This window comes from Mycobacterium sp. ITM-2016-00316, from assembly GCF_002968335.2.
GTDB lineage: Bacteria > Actinomycetota > Actinomycetes > Mycobacteriales > Mycobacteriaceae > Mycobacterium.
In genome coordinates this window covers 4683455-4699653 of sequence record NZ_CP134398.1, presented here as the reverse complement: position 1 = coordinate 4699653, position 16199 = coordinate 4683455, and the positions used below count along the sequence as shown (strand labels likewise).

The window sequence follows — 16199 nt, the reverse complement described above, 5'->3', positions numbered from 1 at the left end:
CCTCCTCTAGTGAATGCCAGCACAGTACCTGTTCGACCTGGGTTGGATAGGCATACCTCTCTAATCGGTCCCGAACCGCGCGTTCAGGGATGCCCGTCGGCGCCACCGTTACTCTTGATCGGGGGATATCGGCCCCCATCTGTCGTTGGTGTTGCCGGTGGTTGAGGGAGAGCCTTGTCCGACGTAGGGAGTGTGTCGCGGCCGGCGCCGACCGTTCCCGCGGCTGTCTCCGGACCGGCACCCGTGCCCGGCGCGGCGAGTCGACGGGCCCGTTGGTGGCGGGTGGCCGCCGTACTGACCGCCGCGCTGCTGCTGCTGGCCTCCAGTTGCACATTCCAGACCGGTGACCCGATCCCCGAGGGCGTGCCGCCGCCGCGGGGTGCCCCGGTCCCCGAGATCGACACGAACGCTCCCGGGCGGCCCGCCGACCAGCTCAGCGACTGGGCCGCCGAACTTGCGCCCGCGATCGGTATCCCGGCCAGGGCGCTGGAGGCCTACGCCTATGCCGCGCGGGTGGCCCAGGTGGTGAATCCCAAGTGCAACCTGGCCTGGACGACGCTGGCCGGTATCGGGATGGTCGAGAGCCATCACGGCACCTATCAGGGCGCCACCGTCGCCCCGGGCGGGGACGTGCGCCCGCCGATCCGCGGGGTCCAACTGGACGGCACGCTGGGCAACATGCAGATCCTGGACACCGACAACGGTGTGCTGGACGGGGACCCGCACCTGGACCGGGCCATGGGGCCCATGCAGTTCATCCCGGAGACCTGGCGGTTGTACGGGGTGGACGCCAACAACGACAACGACATCAGCCCGGACAACTTCGACGACGCCGCGCTGTCGGCGGCGGGCTATTTGTGCTGGCGTGGCAAGGACCTGTCCACCCCGCGCGGCTGGATGGAAGCGCTGCGCGCCTACAACCTGTCCAACCAGTACGCCCGCAGCGTCCGGGACTGGGCCACCGCCTACGCCGACGCTCATCCCAGCTGAGCACGCCGCGCCGGCCCGCAACCTCTAGGCTCTTATGAGCACAAGACCCGGTAACAGAACTGTCTTCACCAAGGAGGAGCCCGTGCCCATCATCGAACAGGTCGGAGCCCGCGAGATCCTGGACTCGCGCGGTAACCCGACCGTTGAGGTCGAGGTGGCCCTGATCGACGGAACAGTCGCCCGGGCCGCGGTGCCCTCCGGTGCGTCGACCGGCGAGCACGAGGCTGTCGAACTGCGTGACGGCGGCACCCGCTACGGCGGCAAGGGCGTGGAGAAGGCCGTGGAGGCGGTGCTCGACGAGATCGCGCCCGCGGTCATCGGGCTGTCCGCCGACGACCAGCGGCTCATCGACCAGGCGCTGCTGGATCTGGACGGCACCCCCGACAAGTCGCGGCTGGGCGCCAACGCGATCCTGGGCGTGTCCCTCGCGGTGGCCCGTGGCGCGGCGGAGTCCGCCGGCCTGCCGCTGTTCCGCTACCTCGGCGGACCCAACGCCCACATTCTGCCGGTCCCGATGATGAACATCATCAACGGCGGCGCGCATGCCGACACCGGGGTCGACGTCCAGGAATTCATGATCGCGCCGATCGGTGCGGCGACGTTCAAGGAGGCGCTGCGCTGGGGCGCGGAGGTCTACCACTCGCTCAAGGCGGTGCTCAAGAAGCAAGGCCTGTCCACCGGTCTCGGCGACGAGGGTGGTTTCGCGCCCGATCTGCCCGGCACCAAGGCCGCGCTCGATCTGATCGGCACCGCCATCGAGGCGGCGGGCTTCAAGGTGGGCTCGGATATCGCGCTGGCGCTGGACGTGGCGGCCACCGAGTTCCACACCAAGGGAACCGGTTACGCGTTCGAGAAGGAGACCCGCACCGCAGAGCAGATGGCGGAGTTCTACGCCGGCCTGCTGGATTCCTACCCGCTGGTCTCCATCGAGGACCCGCTGGACGAGGACGACTGGGATGGCTGGGTCGCGCTGACCTCCGCGATCGGAGACCGGGTGCAGCTGGTCGGTGACGATCTCTTCGTCACCAACCCCGAGCGCCTGGAGGAGGGCATCGAGAAGGGTGCCGCCAACGCGCTGTTGGTGAAGGTCAACCAGATCGGCACCCTGACCGAGACGCTGGATGCGGTGTCGCTGGCGCACAACAGCGGTTACCGCACCATGATGAGCCACCGGTCCGGCGAGACCGAGGACACCACCATCGCCGATCTGGCGGTGGCGGTGGGCAGCGGTCAGATCAAGACCGGTGCGCCGGCGCGCAGCGAGCGGGTGGCGAAGTACAACCAGCTGCTGCGCATCGAGGAAGCCCTCGGTGACGCCGCTCGCTACGCCGGTGACCTCGCCTTCCCGCGTTTTGCGCCTGCGAGCCAGTAGACACGTTTCATGCCCGACGCGAAACGGCCCGATCCGCGCCGCCGCGGCCCTGCCCCCAGGCCGGGCAGGGCGGGCGGGGCGGGCCGTCCGCGTGCGGCGTCGCGGCGTGAACCGCGCGCCATCGAGAGCCGGGAGGGCCGTGAGGCCCGCGAAGCGGCCGACGCCCTGCAGTCCGGCGCCGGCTCCCCGGATCCCGGGCCGGACACCGTCGCCGAGGCGATCCGCAAATCGGTCGCCGAATCCGCCGAGCAGCAGTCCGATCAGCGCTTCGGGTCGGCGGCCCGGCGAGCGGCGATCCTGGCCGCGGTGGTGTGTGTGCTCACGCTGACCATCGCCGGCCCGGTGCGCACCTACTTCGCCCAGCGAACCGAGATGAATCAGTTGAAAACCGTTGAAGCGCAGCTCCGTTCGCAGATCGCGGATCTGGAGCAGCAGAAGATCAAGCTCGAAGACCCGGTGTTCATCGCGGCCCAGGCCCGGGAACGGCTGGGTTTCGTGATGCCCGGCGACATCCCGTACCAGGTGCAACTGCCTCCGGGTGCCACCGCGGCCCCGGTGACCGGCCCGGACGCCCCGGAGGTGGCCTCCGGTGATCCGTGGTACACCTCGCTGTGGCACACCATTGCCGATGCCCCACATGGGGTTTCGCCGGTGATCACTCCCGCTCCGGCGCCCGCGGAGCCGACCGACGTCCCTGCGGACCCCCCACCCGCCGGTGGTTGAGCAGGCAGACCTGGACGCCGTCGCGCAGCAACTCGGTCGTGAGCCGCGCGGCGTCTTGGAGATCGCGTACCGGTGTCCCAACGGGGAGCCCGCCGTGGTGAAGACGGCACCGAAACTTCCTGACGGGACCCCGTTCCCGACGCTGTACTACCTGACCCATCCGGTGCTGACCGCCGCCGCGAGCCGGTTGGAGTCCTCGGGCCTGATGCGGGAGATGACCGAGCGACTGGCGCAGGATCCCGAGCTGGCGGCGGCCTATCTGCGGGCCCACGAGTCCTTCCTCGCCGAACGTGATGCCATCGAACCGCTGGGCACCACGTTCACCGGCGGCGGTATGCCCGACCGGGTCAAGTGCCTGCACGTGGTGATGGCGCATTCGCTGGCCAAGGGCCCGGGGCTCAACCCGTTCGGCGACGAGGCGCTCGCGCTGCTGGCCGCCGAACCCGGCATGGCCGCGATCCTGGACCGCGAGGTGTGGACATGACGGTCGGTGCCGTGGACTGCGGCACCAACTCGATCCGCCTGCTCATCGCCGAACCCGGCGGGGACGGGCGGCTGCGCGATGTGCACCGCGACATGCGCATCGTGCGACTGGGCCAAGGTGTGGATGCCACCGGGGAGTTCGCCCCGGAAGCGTTGGCACGCACCGAGTCCGCGCTGTCCGACTATGTCGAGCTGATGCGTTCGCACGGCGTGCGCAAGGTCTGCATGGTGGCGACGTCGGCGGCCCGCGATGCCGGCAACCGCGACGAGTTCTTCGCGATGACCGCGCGGCTGCTGGGTTCGGTATCGCCGGGCGCAGTCGCCGAGGTGATCACCGGGACCGAGGAAGCCGAGCTGTCCTTCCGCGGAGCTGTCGGTGAACTTGACCCCGGCGCAGCGCCTTTCGTGGTGGTCGATCTGGGCGGTGGTTCCACCGAACTGGTGCTCGGCGACTCGGAGGTGACAGCGTCCTACTCGGCCGATATCGGCTGTGTGCGGATCAAGGAACGCTGCCTGCATACGGATCCGCCGACGGCAGCCGAGATCGGCGCCGCCCGGGCGGTGGTGCGTGAACGGCTGGCCGAAGCCCTGGCGGTGGTCCCGGTCGAGGGCGCCCACACCTGGGTGGGGGTGGCCGGCACCTTCACCACGCTGGCGGCGCTGGCGCACCGGCTGCCGGTGTACGACCCTGCGGCGATTCACCTGTCGCGGACGGCCTTCAGCGATCTGCTGCCGGTCTGCGCGCAGCTCATCGCGATGTCCGGCGAGCAGCGGCTGGCGCTCGGACCCATGCACGAGGGCCGGGCCGATGTCATCCCGGGTGGCGCGATCATCGTCGAGGAACTGGCCCGGGTCCTGGCCGAACGGGCCGGCCTGAGCGAACTCGTGGTCAGCGAGCACGACATCCTGGACGGTATTGCGCTGTCCATCGCCTAGCGTGGTGGCGGTGAAACGTGAGGAGGAGCGGCGTTGAGCACATGGAATTCGGGTGGCACACCTCCGCCCGTGGTCCCGCGCCCACCGGCGAAGCGCGGACCGAATATCGGCGTCATCGTCGGGATCACCGCCGCCGTGCTGGCGATCGGTGCCGCAGCGGGCTATCTGCTGTTGCGCCCCTCGGCACCGGACGATCCCGCGGTTGAGCAGTCGGCGGCGCCGGAAACCTCAGCGGCGCCAACCACTTCGGCAGCCGCCGACGATCCCAATGCGCGGCTGATGAAGGCGCTGCCGAAGGGGTACCCGGCCGGCGCGTGCAAGCCGGTGGCCCGGCTGCAAGGGGCGATGTCCACCATTGCGTGCACCGTCAACAGGGATCCGGGCGGCCCGATGTCGGCCACCTACTCGCTGCTGCTGGACACCGCCGCACTCGATGCCGCCATCGAGGATCTGGCGTCGACGTCGACCGTGGTGGACTGCCCGGGGCGAATCCAGTCACCCGGGCCGTGGCGGCACAACGCGTCGCTGCACGAGGTCAGCGGCACCCTTGTCTGCGGTATCCAGAACGACAATCCGATGCTGGCCTGGACCGATATCGATCAGCAGATGATCGCGGTGACCCAGGGCCGTCCGGCCGGGCCGACGCTCGATCACCTGTACAACTGGTGGACCACGCACTCCTGAGCGGGCCGACGAACGCGATCGGGGTGGCACCTGCAGCTTTATCGGGCTTCGTCGCCGTCTGACCAACATGGCGAGTTTGGTTGCCCACCGAGCGGGTAGCCGAAGTGAATGCCCGGAAAGCTTTCATCGATATTGCTGGTCGCCGACCCTGGCGCACCGGCCAAGATCGCCGAGCGTCTGTCTGGTTCGCTGCCGGAGATGCTCACTGACCTTGGCGCCGCCGGAGAGAGCTGGGACGTGGCTGTGCGACCGCACGCTTTCCCGCTCGACGAACATGCCGAGATGGCGGACGTCATCAGCGCGGTGGGTCCGGACGACGAGACAGAAGACATCGTCATCTATCTCACCGATCTGCCGCGGCGACGGGGCAAGACGCCGGTAATAGCCGATATCAGCGTGCGCGACCGATTCGGCGTCATCTGTATCCCCGGTTTGGGTGGTGCGTTCATCGATCGTCGAGTGAGATCGGTGGCGCGCGCGGTTGTGGCCGAGGTGACGCGGCAGTCGGGCCAACAGGAAACGCAGGCGAACGGGCTGGCGCGGATACAGGACGACGGCGTTGTCCGCTATGTCGCGCAGTCAGCCCTTCCGCGCCTGCGGCTGCTGGCGGGCATGGTGTACGCAAACCGCCCGTGGCGACTGGTTACCGGTATGTCGAAGGTGATGATGGCGGCGTTCGCGACCGGAGCTGTCAGCCTTGCCTATCCGACGATCTGGCAATTGTCGGTCACCATGGGCCCGTGGCGGATGGGCGCGGCAACGGTCTTGGCGAGCGCAGCGATGATCGGTTGGCTCATTGTCGAACACGGCTTGTGGGAACGGCCCTCATCGCCCGACGAGCGGGACCGTGCGGCGTTGTACAACGCGTCGACTGTCATCACTTTGACCTTGGGGGTGATTGTCTTCCACATCGCGCTATTTCTCTTGCTGTTGGTGACCGCGTGGTGGACGTTGCCGCCGCAACTGGTGTCTCAGAACATCGGTCAGCCAGTCAGCTTTTCGTCATTGCTGTTGATCTCGTGGTTGGTGGCCGCCATCGCCACGTTGGGCGGCGCCTTGGGTTCGGGAATGGAGGACGACAAAGCCGTGAAGGCGGCGGCCTACGGGGCACGGCAACGTCGGCGATTCGAGGAATCGCACTGATGCGCGTGCGCCAGTAAGCATGGCGCGTCGCCTCGGAGAATAGTTGAGTTATCCCAGGCCAACTGCTTCGGCCTGTGGCACCCGATCTGAGACCCGAAGGCGCCCCGGTCCGATGGGACCGGGGCGCCGATTACGTTGTGAAGCAGGGTTTTACGCCGGCGGTGCGATGACCGGGGTGGTGGTCGGCGCCGCGCCCTCGGGCAACGGGGTGCCCTGGCTGCCTCCGTCGATGCGGGCCTCGTCGCCGGGCAGGGTGCCGTCGACGGCGGCCGGTGCCGGCGCGGTGCCCTCCACGGCGGTCGGTACCGCGCCCTCGGCGGGGGGAACAGCCGCAGCCGCCGGGACTTCCTGCACGCCGGCCGGGGTCAGGCCCGGCTCGCCCTCCGGCAGCGGCGTGCCCTGGCTGCCGGCCGGGACCGCAGCGGTCTCCGCGGTGCCCTCGGGCAGCGGGGTGCCCTGGCGGCCGGCTTCGGCCGGGACCGTGGTGGGTGCGGGTGTGGTCGCCTCGGCGTCCGCCGGAGCGGCCGGGGTCTCCGTGGGTGAGATCTCGAGGGTCGCGGTGTACGGCGACGTCTCGCCCGGGGCCGGGTAGGTCCAGGTGCCGCCGGCCGCTGCGGCACCACCGGTGCTTGCGGCGGGCGGCGGGGTGACCCAGACGATCAGGTCGGTGGCGTTGGTGGCGTAGACGACGCTGTCTGGCGCCGAGCCGGTGACGTCGAAGTAGACCTTGCCGGAGGTCTGCTGGCCCTGCGCCAGCGTCGCCGGGTTGACACCCTGGGCGGTCGCCACGCCGAACAGCGCGCGGTAGGTCTGGCCGTCCCGGGCGCGGGCGTTGAAGTTGGACACGATCGGGATCGCGCTGCCCTGGATGGCCTGGTCGGTGGCCGTGGCCTCCCAGAGGGTGCCCTGCGGCTGGTAGGGGATCGTGTCGGTGCTGACCTTCAGGCCGGTGACCGTCCAGCCCTGCACGACGTTGCCGTCGACGAGTTCGGCCTGGCTCCCGAGGTGGGTGGTGTTCACGGCGTTGTGGTCGTCGGCAATCGCGATCGGCGCGCTGAGGGCGGTGATCGCCCCTGCGGCTGCAATGGCCGCAGCCGCAAACGCGGCCGCGATGCTGGTGGTCTTCACGGTGTTTCACTCCTGAGTCGTCCGAATATCGGCGTTCCCCCCGATGGGGTGCACACAATCAGCGAAGTTAGCAGGTGACCAGGGCCGACGGAACCGTCGCAGGGCCGCCGGACGGTACCCGATACCGCTGTGGAGTGCCCGGATGAAATCGCGGCGACAAAGTTCAGCAAATATTACGGGCGGGATCAATTTCTTTGCTGTGCCGGTCAGCGACGTCTGCGCCGGGCGGGTGCTAATTCGGTGGAATTTGCTCCATACAGCTGTATTGCCAGGGCTGCCGAATCAGAAACTGGTGCGTCGAAACGCCGGTGCCCGGGCTTTACGCGGTGTCGTCGCGGGCGCCGAGGCGCAGATGCTCGATGTGAAAAACCGCTTCGTCCAGCAGTTGCGCGACATGATTGTCGAAGAGGCGGTAGACGATGTTGCGGCCCGCGCGATCACCGGTCACCAGGCCCAGTGCGCGCAGCAGCCGCAACTGATTGGACACCGCGGATTGCTCCATCCCGACGGCGGCCGACAGGTCGGTCACCGTGCACGGGGCCTGGCGCAGCCGGGTGAGGATCAGCAGTCGATTCGGCGAGGCGAGGGCCTGCAGCGTTTCGGCGACCTTGACCGCCGAGGCGGGGTCCAGTGACGTCACCGGAGGGGTCAGCACACTTCCCGTGTCGCTGCGCTCCTGGCCTCCGGAACCGTCCACGCCGTGTCCCATTCGTCAATTGAACCACGGCGCCCATTCGACGTTTAGACATGTAGAACTTTACATGTTTTGATGTGAAGATGGTGACGGACGTTCGGCAGCTGCAAGCACGCACGACCCGGTCCACCCGCAGTGCGGCGTGGTCCCTGTCGTCGGTGCGGTGGGCGGTCGTGGCGCTGATCTTCTTCGCGCTGGGATTGGCCGCCCAACTACTCGGTGCGCCCGAAATCATCTGGTGGACCTTGTATCTCGCGTGCTACGCGGCGGGAGGGTGGCAGCCCGGACTCGACGGGTTGCGGGAGCTCGCCGCGCGGCGCCTCGATGTCGACCTGCTCATGGTGCTGGCAGCGGTCGGCGCCGCCTCGATCGGGCAGGTCTTCGACGGCGCACTGCTGATCGTCATCTTCGCGACCTCGGGTGCGTTGGAGGACGTGGCCACCACGCGGACAGCGGATTCCGTGCGCGCGCTGCTGAGCCTGGCGCCCGAACGCGCCACCTTGATCGACAACGGTGGCGAGCGCGTGGTGGCCGCCACCGAGTTGCGGGTCGGTGACCGCATCCAGGTGCGGCCCGGGGAACGCATTCCGGCGGACGCCGCGGTGCTGACCGGCACATCGGATGTCGACCAGTCCTCGATCACCGGTGAGCCGCTACCGGTCCCGGTCGGTCCCGGCGACGAGATCTTCGCGGGCACCCTGAACGGGGCCGGAGCATTGCAGGCCGGCGTCATCCGCGATCCCGCAGAGAGTGTGGTGGCGCGCATCGTCACCCTGGTGGCGGAGGCATCGGCCACCAAGGCCCACACCCAGCTGTTCATCGAGAAGGTCGAGCAGCGCTACTCGGTGGTCATGGTGGCCGCGACGCTGGCCCTGTTCATCGTGCCGCAGCTGTTCGGTGAGGACCTGCGCTCGGCGCTGCTGCGGGCGATGACGTTCATGATCGTCGCGTCCCCGTGCGCTCTTGTGCTGGCCACCATGCCGCCGTTGCTGTCAGCCATCGCTACCGCCGGTCGGCACGGCGTGCTGGTCAAATCGGCTGTCGCCATGGAACATCTGGCCACCGTGGACACCGTTGCGTTCGACAAGACGGGCACCCTCACCACGGGCACGCCCCGGGTGGTGACCGCCCCCTCACGGGAGGTCCTGCGGTCGGCCGCGGCGGCCGAACGCTACAGCGAACATCCACTCGGGCGGGCGATCGTCGCGCATGCCCGCGCCGGCGGGATCGACATCCCGCCGGCGCTCGACTTCCAGGCGGTACCGGGGCGCGGGGTGCGGGCGACGGTGCAGTCGCACCACGTCGAGGTGGTCAATCCCGGTGCGGCACCGGGCCCGGCGATACCGGAGGTGACCGAACTGGAGGAATCCGGTGTGACCGTCGTCGTCGTCGTCATCGACGGAGTGCCGGCCGGGGTGATCGGTCTGCGTGACACCGCACGCCCCGCCGCGGCGGACGCGGTGCGCGCTTTGTCGGGCCTCACCACGCATCGTCCGGTGCTGCTGACCGGGGACAATCGCGGAGCCGCGGCGCATCTGGCGGACGAGGTGGGCATCGGTGCGGTGCGCGCGGAACTGCTACCGGACCAGAAGGTGGCCGCGGTGCGAGAACTGCCCGGCCGGGTGCTGGTGGTCGGCGACGGTGTCAATGACGCTCCGGCGATGGCGGCGGCGCACGCGTCGATCGCGATGGGGCGCTCCGGTGCAGACCTGACCCTGCAGACCGCGGACGCGGTCACCGTCCGCGACGATCTGACCGCCATCCCGGCGGTGCTGGCCCTGGCCCGGCGCGCGCGCCGGATGGTGCTGGCCAATCTGGCCATCGCCGGGACCTTCATCGTGGTGCTGGTGGTGTGGGACCTGTTCTGGTACTTACCTTTACCGTTGGGCGTCGCCGGTCACGAAGGATCGACCGTCATCGTGGCTCTCAACGGATTGCGGCTGCTGCGCCGCGGGGCCTGGCCCGCCCGGTAGCTCGAACCGGTCCAGGTACGTGTCGATGAATGCCTTCGCCTCCGGGTGACCGCGGGAGATTCCCAGGCCTTCCTCGAGCACCATGATGCGCGCCAGGCTGGCCACGATCATCGACATCACCACCGGGGGGAAGGCGGCGGTGTCCACCCCGTGGGCGCGCAGGGCCGCGCCGAGCGTGGCCTCCTCCAGATCGCGGAACCGTTCGGCGTACCCGGCGATCTCGCTGGCGATGGTCTTGCGGTGGTTGGCCAGTGCCATGAATTCCATCCAGAGCTGGGCGCCGGTGGCGTTGTTCAGTTCCCACAACGCACGCAGGGGTGCGTCGGCACTCAGCGTCCGACGCTGCCGGTCGAGGTTGATCTCGGCGCCGGCCTGCAGCACGGCCAGATACAACTCGTCCATGCTGGGGAAGTAGTAGTGCACCAGCGCCGGCTTCACCCCGGCCTTCGCGGCCACCCGCCGCGATGTCGCCGCCGCATATCCTTCGTCCAGCATGATCTGAGCGGTCGCTCGGATCAATGCGCTGCGTGCGGCAGAATCGCCGGCTCTTGACCGTTTTACCGCGGTGCTGCTAGACATGGCCACAGCATAACTGTTGGGCGATCGCCCAAAATGTCGGAGGACGGTGTCATGGCTGGTCGGGTCGAGGGCAAGGTCGCTTTCATCACCGGTGCGGCGCGCGGGCAGGGCCGCAGCCACGCGGTGCGGCTGGCCGCCGAAGGTGCCGACATCATCGCCGTCGACATCTGCCGGACGTTCGAGAATTCGCCGGCGCTGGGCGCCACCGCCGAGGACCTCGCCGAGACGGCCGGGCTGGTCAAAAACCTCGGACGCCGGATCATTACCGCCGAGGTCGACGTCCGCGACGGCGCCGCCCTGCAGGCCGCCGTGGACAGCGGTGTGGAACAACTCGGGCGCCTCGACATCATCGCGGCCAACGCCGGGATCGGCACCACGGGGGTGAAACTCGACCGGATGTCCGAGGATCTCTGGCAGGAGATGATCGACGTCAACCTCAGCGGGGTGTGGAAATCGGTGAAGGCCGGTGTGCCGCACATGCTGGCGGGCGGGCGTGGCGGTTCCATCATCCTGACCAGCTCGGTGGCCGGCACCAAGGCCTACCCGCACACCGGACACTACGTGGCGGCCAAGCACGGGGTGGTCGGCCTGATGCGGTCCTTCGCCGTCGAGTTGGGGCAGCATTCGATCCGTGTCAACTCGGTGCATCCCACCCATGTCAACAGCCCGATGCTGATGAACGAGAAAACCTATCGGATGTTTCGCCCGGACCTGGAGAATCCGGGGCAGGCAGATCTGGAGCCGATCTGCCGGACGTTCCACATGCTGCCCATCCCGTGGGTGGAGGTCGAGGACATCAGCAATGCGGTGTTGTTCCTGGCCTCCGACGAGGCGCGCTACATCACCGGGGTGACGCTGCCCGTGGACGCCGGGAGCTGTCTGAAGTGACGGTGTACTACGACCCGTACGACGTCGGCATCGTGCACGACCCATATCCCACCTACGCCACCCTGCGTGACGAGGCGCCGCTGTACTACAACGAGAAATACCGGTTCTGGGCGCTGTCCCGGCACAGCGACGTCGAGCAGGCGCTCTCGAACTGGGAGACGTTCTCCAACAGCCGAAGCGACATCCTGGAACTGGTGCAGTCCGATTTCGACATGCCCGACGGTGTGATGATGTTCGAGGACCCACCGGTGCATTCGATGCTGCGGGCGCTGATGTCTCGGGTGTTCACCCCGCGCCGGATGGCCGCGATCGAGGATCAGATCCGCGAGTTCTGCGTGCGCTCCCTGGACCCGCAGGTGGGTTCCGGCGGTTTCGACATCATCGCCGAGCTGGCCGCCATCATGCCGATGCGGGTCATCGGAATGCTGCTCGGCATACCGGAATCCGAGCAGATCGGGGTACGCGACGCCAACGACGCGAACCTGCGCACCAAGCCGGGCGCCCCGATGAAGGTGCGCGATGCCGACAAGATCGCCGACGGCCGCATCTACGCCGACTACGTGCAGTGGCGGTCGCAGAACCCGTCCGACGACTTGATGACCGCGCTGCTGAACGTCGAATTCGAGGACGAGTCGGGGGTGACGCGCAAGCTGACCCGCAAGGAGGTGCTGCACTACACCCAGGTCGTGGCCGGTGCGGGCAACGAGACCACCGGCCGGCTCATCGGCTGGCTCGCCAAGGTGCTCGCCGAGCACCCCGAGCAGCGCCGTGCAGTGTGCAACGACCGTTCGCTGCTGAACAGGGTGGTGGACGAGACGCTGCGCTTCGAACCGACCGGCCCGCACGTTGCCCGCTGGGTGGCAAGGGATTTCGAGGCCTACGGCCAGACCGTGCCGGCGGGCAGTGCCATGCTGCTGCTGTTCGGCGCGGCCAACCGCGATCCGCGCCGCTACCGGCTGCCCGATGAGTTCGACATCCATCGCGACAACATCAGCCACCTCACCTTCGGCAAGGGGTTGCACTACTGCCTGGGGGCGAACCTGGCCCGCCTCGAGGGCCGGGTCGCCCTCGACGAATTGCTCAACCGGTTCCCGGACTGGGAAATCGACTACGACACAGCCCAGTTGGCGCCCACTTCGACGGTGCGCGGCTGGGAGAAGCTGCGGATCACCTTCTAGCCCGGCGCCCTAGCCCGGCGCCGAAACTGTGTTCCAGAAGGTGCGCACTCGAAATTTGCCGTCTGGAATACAGTTTCGGCGAAACCGGTCAGGAGGGGTGCAGGGTCTCCTTGAGAGCCTCCAGCACCGAGGGATCCTCGATCGTCGACGGCACCGGCTCGTCGCGGCCGTCGGCGATACCGCGCATGGTCTTGCGCAGGATCTTGCCGGAACGCGTCTTCGGCAGGGCGGCAACCACGTCCACGAGTTTGAAGCTCGCCACGGCGCCGATGTCATTGCGCACCGCATCGATCAACTCGTCGGCCACCCCGTCGGGCGAGAAGCCGGATTTGAGCACCACCAACCCGCGCGGCACCTGCCCCTTCAGCTCGTCGGCCACCCCGATCACCGCGCATTCGGCGACCGCGGGATGGCCGGCCAGCACCGCCTCGATGGAACCGGTGGACATCCGGTGCCCGGCCACGTTGATGACATCATCGGTGCGCCCGACGACGAACAGATAGCCGTCGTCGTCGATGTGCCCGCCGTCCCCGGTCAGGTAGTAACCCTTGAACGCCGACAGGTACGAGGACACATAGCGGTCATCCTCACCCCACAGCGTGGGTAGCGTGCCCGGGGGCAGCGGCAGCTTGATGCAGATCGAACCCTCTTCGCCCGGTTCACATTCCGATCCGTCCAGGCGCAGCACCCGGACGTCGTATCCGGGCATCGGGACCGTCGCCGAACCGGGTTTCACCGGCAGCTTCTCCACACCCATCGGGTCCGCGGCGATCGCCCAGCCGGTCTCGGTCTGCCACCAGTGATCGATGATCGGGATGCCGAGCTTCTCCGAGGCCCATTCGTACGTGCCGGGGTCCAACCGCTCGCCGGCCTGGAACAGGTACTTCAGGTTCGACAGGTCGTAGTCGGCCAGCAGCCTGGCGTCGGGATCCTCTTTCTTGATGGCCCGGATCGCGGTCGGCGCGGTGAACAGGGCCTTGACGTTGTGCTCGGCGGCCACCCGCCAGAACGCGCCGGCATCCGGGGTGCCCACCGGCTTGCCCTCGTAGAGCACGGTCGTCGCGCCCAGCATCAGCGGTGCGTACACGATGTAGGAGTGCCCGACCACCCAGCCGACATCTGAGGCGGCCCAGAACACTTCGCCGGGCTCGATGTCGTAGAGGTGGCGCATCGTCCACATGAGCGCCACCGCATGCCCACCGTTGTCGCGGACGATGCCCTTGGGCTTGCCGGTGGTACCGGAGGTGTAGAGGACATAGAGCGGGTCGGTGGCCGCCACCGGTACCGGCGCCACCGGCTGCACCGCGGCCATCGCCTGCGCCCAGTCCACGTCGCGGCCCTCGACCAGCTCACACGGATGCTGTTCGCGCTGCAGGATCACAACCCTGGGAGTGGAGTGCTCAGCAAGGCGCAGCGCCGCATCCAGCATCGGCTTGTACTCGACGATGCGGCTCGGTTCGATACCGCAGGACGCCGAGACCACCACGGTCGGGCGGGCGTCGTCGATGCGGGTGGCGAGCTCGTGGCCGGCGAATCCGCCGAACACCACCGAGTGCACCGCGCCGAGCCGGGCGCAGGCGAGCATCGCGATGACGGCCTCGGGCACCATCGGCATGTAGATGACGACGCGGTCACCCTTGGTGACGCCGAGGCCCTGCAGAACGCCGGCGAACCGAGCGGTGTGGTCCAGCAGCTCGCGGTAGGTGTAGACGCGCTTGCTGCCGGTGACAGGGGAGTCGTAGATGAGCGCGGCCTGGTCGCCGCGCTCGGCGATGTGCCGGTCCAGCGCGTTGGCGCAGGTGTTGAGCTCGCCGTCGGGGAACCACCGGTAGAACGGCGGGTTGCTGTCGTCGAGCACCCGCTGGGGTTCCCTGGTCCAGGTGACGCCCTTGGCGGCGTCGGCCCAGAATGCCGACGGGTCGGTGATACTGGCGTCGAAAAGCTCGCGGTAGCCGGACATAGGGCAAACCGTAATCTGCGTCACGTTGCAATGCGGTTGCAACCCCGCAGAAGGCTCAGGCGGTGCGTCCGAGGGCGGCCAGCACCCGGGTCTGGCGGTCGGTGGCGTCGCCGGCGTCGGCACGTGTGCAGATGCCTTCCATGTAGAGCGCCTCACCCCAGCCGGCGATGCTGCGTTCCAGGCTGTCCAGCTCCGGTTCGGTGAAACGGTAGGGCGTCTCGGTGACCGCGGCAAGGTCCCAGCGGTGCGCGATCAGATCGAACCCGTAGAACTGCAGCAGCGCGTCCCCGATGGTGGTCGGCCCGAAGTGACCGTCGAAGGTGCGGGCGGGGACCTCGGGATCGGCGAGCAATTCCCGCACGGCGTCGGCGTGCGTGGACCAGGCCGCGCACGGATCGGTCAGATCGGGGCGGGTAGGTAGCGGCAGGCCGTGCCCGGTCAGATAGTCGCGTTCGGTGTCGATCAGGTGGGCGAGCACATCACGTGCCGTCCAGCCTTCACACGGGCTGGGCTTGTCCCATTCTTCGGCGCGCAGGGTCGCGATCACCACGGCCATACCCTCGGCCAGTTCGTCATACGTCTCTGCGACACTCGACTCGGTCATGAGCCGACACTAGGCAGCGAGACGGTGGGTGCATTGGACAAACCCGACAACTCCGTTGCGGCCGAGCCCGCCCACCTGCTCGACCCGGCGCACCGGGCCGCCATCCACATGTCACGGCCGGTGGCGAGTCCCGAGTTCGCCGGGTTGATCCGGCGGTTCTGGCTGCCGGTCTGGCAGGTACCGCCCGGGGAGGTCTACACCCAGCGGGTGCTGCAGTACCCGGTGTGTCTGCTGGTCGTCACCGCGGATTACGCCCGGTTCTACGGTCCGGCGACGGGGCTGACGGGCACCCCGCTGAGCGGTGACGGCTGGGCGGCCGGTGTGATGTTCGAGCCGGCGGCCGGGACACTGCTCACCGGCGGGGAGGTGACCCGATGGACCGATGGCCATGTCGAGGTGGCGGAGGTGCTCGGCGCGGCGGGTGTTGTGCTGGCCGAGCAGATCCGGACGACCATGGCATCCGATCCCGTTGCGGCGCAGACGCAATCAGCCGTGGTCGAGCACTACCACGACTTCCTGCGCGGCTATCTGCCGGTCGACGGGCAGGGTCTGCTGGTCAACGAGGTCGTCTCCTATGTGGAGGACAACCCGGAGGTGAACCGCGTCGCCGATGTCTGCGCGCGCTTCGCCATCGGTGAGCGCTCCCTGCAGCGGCTGATCCGGCACCGGGTGGGGCTCACCCCGAAGTGGCTGGTGCGCCGCCGCCGCATCCAGGACGCGACGTGGCGGTTGCGCACCGGTGCGACGACGATCGCGGCGCTCGCGGCCGATCTCGGCTACGCCGACGAGGCGCATCTGAGCCGGGATTTCCGGCGGGTCACCGGCATGACGCCGGGAGCCTTCGCCGCCCGCTATGCCGACTGA

16 protein-coding genes are annotated in these 16199 nt (G+C 68.4%); 11 read left to right on the top strand and 5 right to left on the bottom strand.

The annotated features are described in order from the left end of the window. Positions 1 to 243: 243 nt before the first annotated feature. The 7 genes from C6A86_RS22575 (at position 244) to C6A86_RS22545 (ending at position 6331) form a co-directional block, all read left to right on the top strand. Positions 244 to 990 (top strand): lytic murein transglycosylase, encoded by a 747-nt coding sequence (locus C6A86_RS22575; protein WP_199196066.1) that lies wholly within the window; start codon positions 244 to 246, stop codon positions 988 to 990. Between the two features lie 82 nt (positions 991 to 1072). Continuing rightward, positions 1073 to 2362: a phosphopyruvate hydratase gene (gene eno, locus C6A86_RS22570; RefSeq protein ID WP_105361959.1), complete on the top strand. Its 1290-nt coding sequence runs from the start codon at positions 1073 to 1075 to the stop codon at positions 2360 to 2362. Between the two features lie 9 nt (positions 2363 to 2371). Then, positions 2372 to 3085 carry a septum formation initiator family protein gene (locus tag C6A86_RS22565; RefSeq protein ID WP_311100873.1) on the top strand — a complete coding sequence of 238 codons (714 nt, stop codon included), beginning with the start codon at positions 2372 to 2374 and terminating at the stop codon, positions 3083 to 3085. Continuing rightward, positions 3078 to 3569: a DUF501 domain-containing protein gene (locus tag C6A86_RS22560; protein ID WP_311100872.1), complete on the top strand. Its 492-nt coding sequence runs from the start codon at positions 3078 to 3080 to the stop codon at positions 3567 to 3569. The genes C6A86_RS22565 and C6A86_RS22560 overlap by 8 nt, the downstream gene beginning before the upstream one ends. Beyond that, positions 3566 to 4504 (top strand): Ppx/GppA phosphatase family protein, encoded by a 939-nt coding sequence (locus C6A86_RS22555; RefSeq protein WP_105361675.1) that lies wholly within the window; start codon positions 3566 to 3568, stop codon positions 4502 to 4504. The genes C6A86_RS22560 and C6A86_RS22555 overlap by 4 nt, the downstream gene beginning before the upstream one ends. Before the next feature lie 33 nt (positions 4505 to 4537). Further along, the gene (locus tag C6A86_RS22550) at positions 4538 to 5188 is read left to right on the top strand and encodes a hypothetical protein (RefSeq protein WP_142406870.1); all 651 of its coding nucleotides are present in this window, start codon (positions 4538 to 4540) and stop codon (positions 5186 to 5188) included. Between the two features lie 108 nt (positions 5189 to 5296). Next, complete coding sequence (locus C6A86_RS22545) at positions 5297 to 6331, top strand: hypothetical protein (RefSeq protein ID WP_105361671.1); 1035 nt, start codon at positions 5297 to 5299, stop codon at positions 6329 to 6331. Between the two features lie 150 nt (positions 6332 to 6481). Here the strand turns inward: C6A86_RS22545 and C6A86_RS22540 are convergent, their stop codons facing one another. Together C6A86_RS22540 and C6A86_RS22535 are read right to left on the bottom strand one after the other, a co-directional pair. Then, positions 6482 to 7459: an MPT63 family protein gene (locus C6A86_RS22540; protein ID WP_105361670.1), complete on the bottom strand. Its 978-nt coding sequence runs from the start codon at positions 7457 to 7459 to the stop codon at positions 6482 to 6484. A gap of 319 nt (positions 7460 to 7778) precedes the next feature. Beyond that, the gene (locus C6A86_RS22535) at positions 7779 to 8168 is read right to left on the bottom strand and encodes a metalloregulator ArsR/SmtB family transcription factor (protein WP_105361669.1); all 390 of its coding nucleotides are present in this window, start codon (positions 8166 to 8168) and stop codon (positions 7779 to 7781) included. Between the two features lie 68 nt (positions 8169 to 8236). Between C6A86_RS22535 and C6A86_RS22530 the strand changes: the two genes are divergently transcribed. Further along, positions 8237 to 10126, top strand: a complete 1890-nt coding sequence (locus C6A86_RS22530) for a heavy metal translocating P-type ATPase (protein ID WP_311100871.1) — start codon at positions 8237 to 8239, stop codon at positions 10124 to 10126. Here C6A86_RS22530 and C6A86_RS22525 read toward each other — a convergent pair. Continuing rightward, entirely contained in the window at positions 10031 to 10621 is a 591-nt protein-coding gene (locus tag C6A86_RS22525) for a TetR family transcriptional regulator (RefSeq protein ID WP_396834111.1), read from the bottom strand. The genes C6A86_RS22530 and C6A86_RS22525 overlap by 96 nt on opposite strands. A 135-nt stretch (positions 10622 to 10756) precedes the next feature. On the opposite strand from C6A86_RS22525, the gene C6A86_RS22520 reads away from it, so the two are divergent. Both C6A86_RS22520 and C6A86_RS22515 read left to right on the top strand, forming a co-directional pair. After that, positions 10757 to 11593, top strand: coding sequence for a mycofactocin-coupled SDR family oxidoreductase (locus C6A86_RS22520; RefSeq protein ID WP_105365061.1), 837 nt, complete (start codon positions 10757 to 10759; stop codon positions 11591 to 11593). Then, complete coding sequence (locus C6A86_RS22515) at positions 11581 to 12771, top strand: cytochrome P450 (protein ID WP_105365062.1); 1191 nt, start codon at positions 11581 to 11583, stop codon at positions 12769 to 12771. The genes C6A86_RS22520 and C6A86_RS22515 overlap by 13 nt, the downstream gene beginning before the upstream one ends. Positions 12772 to 12859: 88 nt before the next feature. Here the strand turns inward: C6A86_RS22515 and C6A86_RS22510 are convergent, their stop codons facing one another. Together C6A86_RS22510 and C6A86_RS22505 are read right to left on the bottom strand one after the other, a co-directional pair. Continuing rightward, positions 12860 to 14731 (bottom strand): propionyl-CoA synthetase, encoded by a 1872-nt coding sequence (locus C6A86_RS22510; RefSeq protein ID WP_105365033.1) that lies wholly within the window; start codon positions 14729 to 14731, stop codon positions 12860 to 12862. A 55-nt stretch (positions 14732 to 14786) separates the two neighbouring features. Continuing rightward, complete coding sequence (locus tag C6A86_RS22505) at positions 14787 to 15335, bottom strand: maleylpyruvate isomerase family mycothiol-dependent enzyme (RefSeq protein ID WP_105365034.1); 549 nt, start codon at positions 15333 to 15335, stop codon at positions 14787 to 14789. A gap of 24 nt (positions 15336 to 15359) precedes the next feature. On the opposite strand from C6A86_RS22505, the gene C6A86_RS22500 reads away from it, so the two are divergent. Next, positions 15360 to 16199, top strand: coding sequence for a helix-turn-helix domain-containing protein (locus C6A86_RS22500; protein WP_233213148.1), 840 nt, complete (start codon positions 15360 to 15362; stop codon positions 16197 to 16199).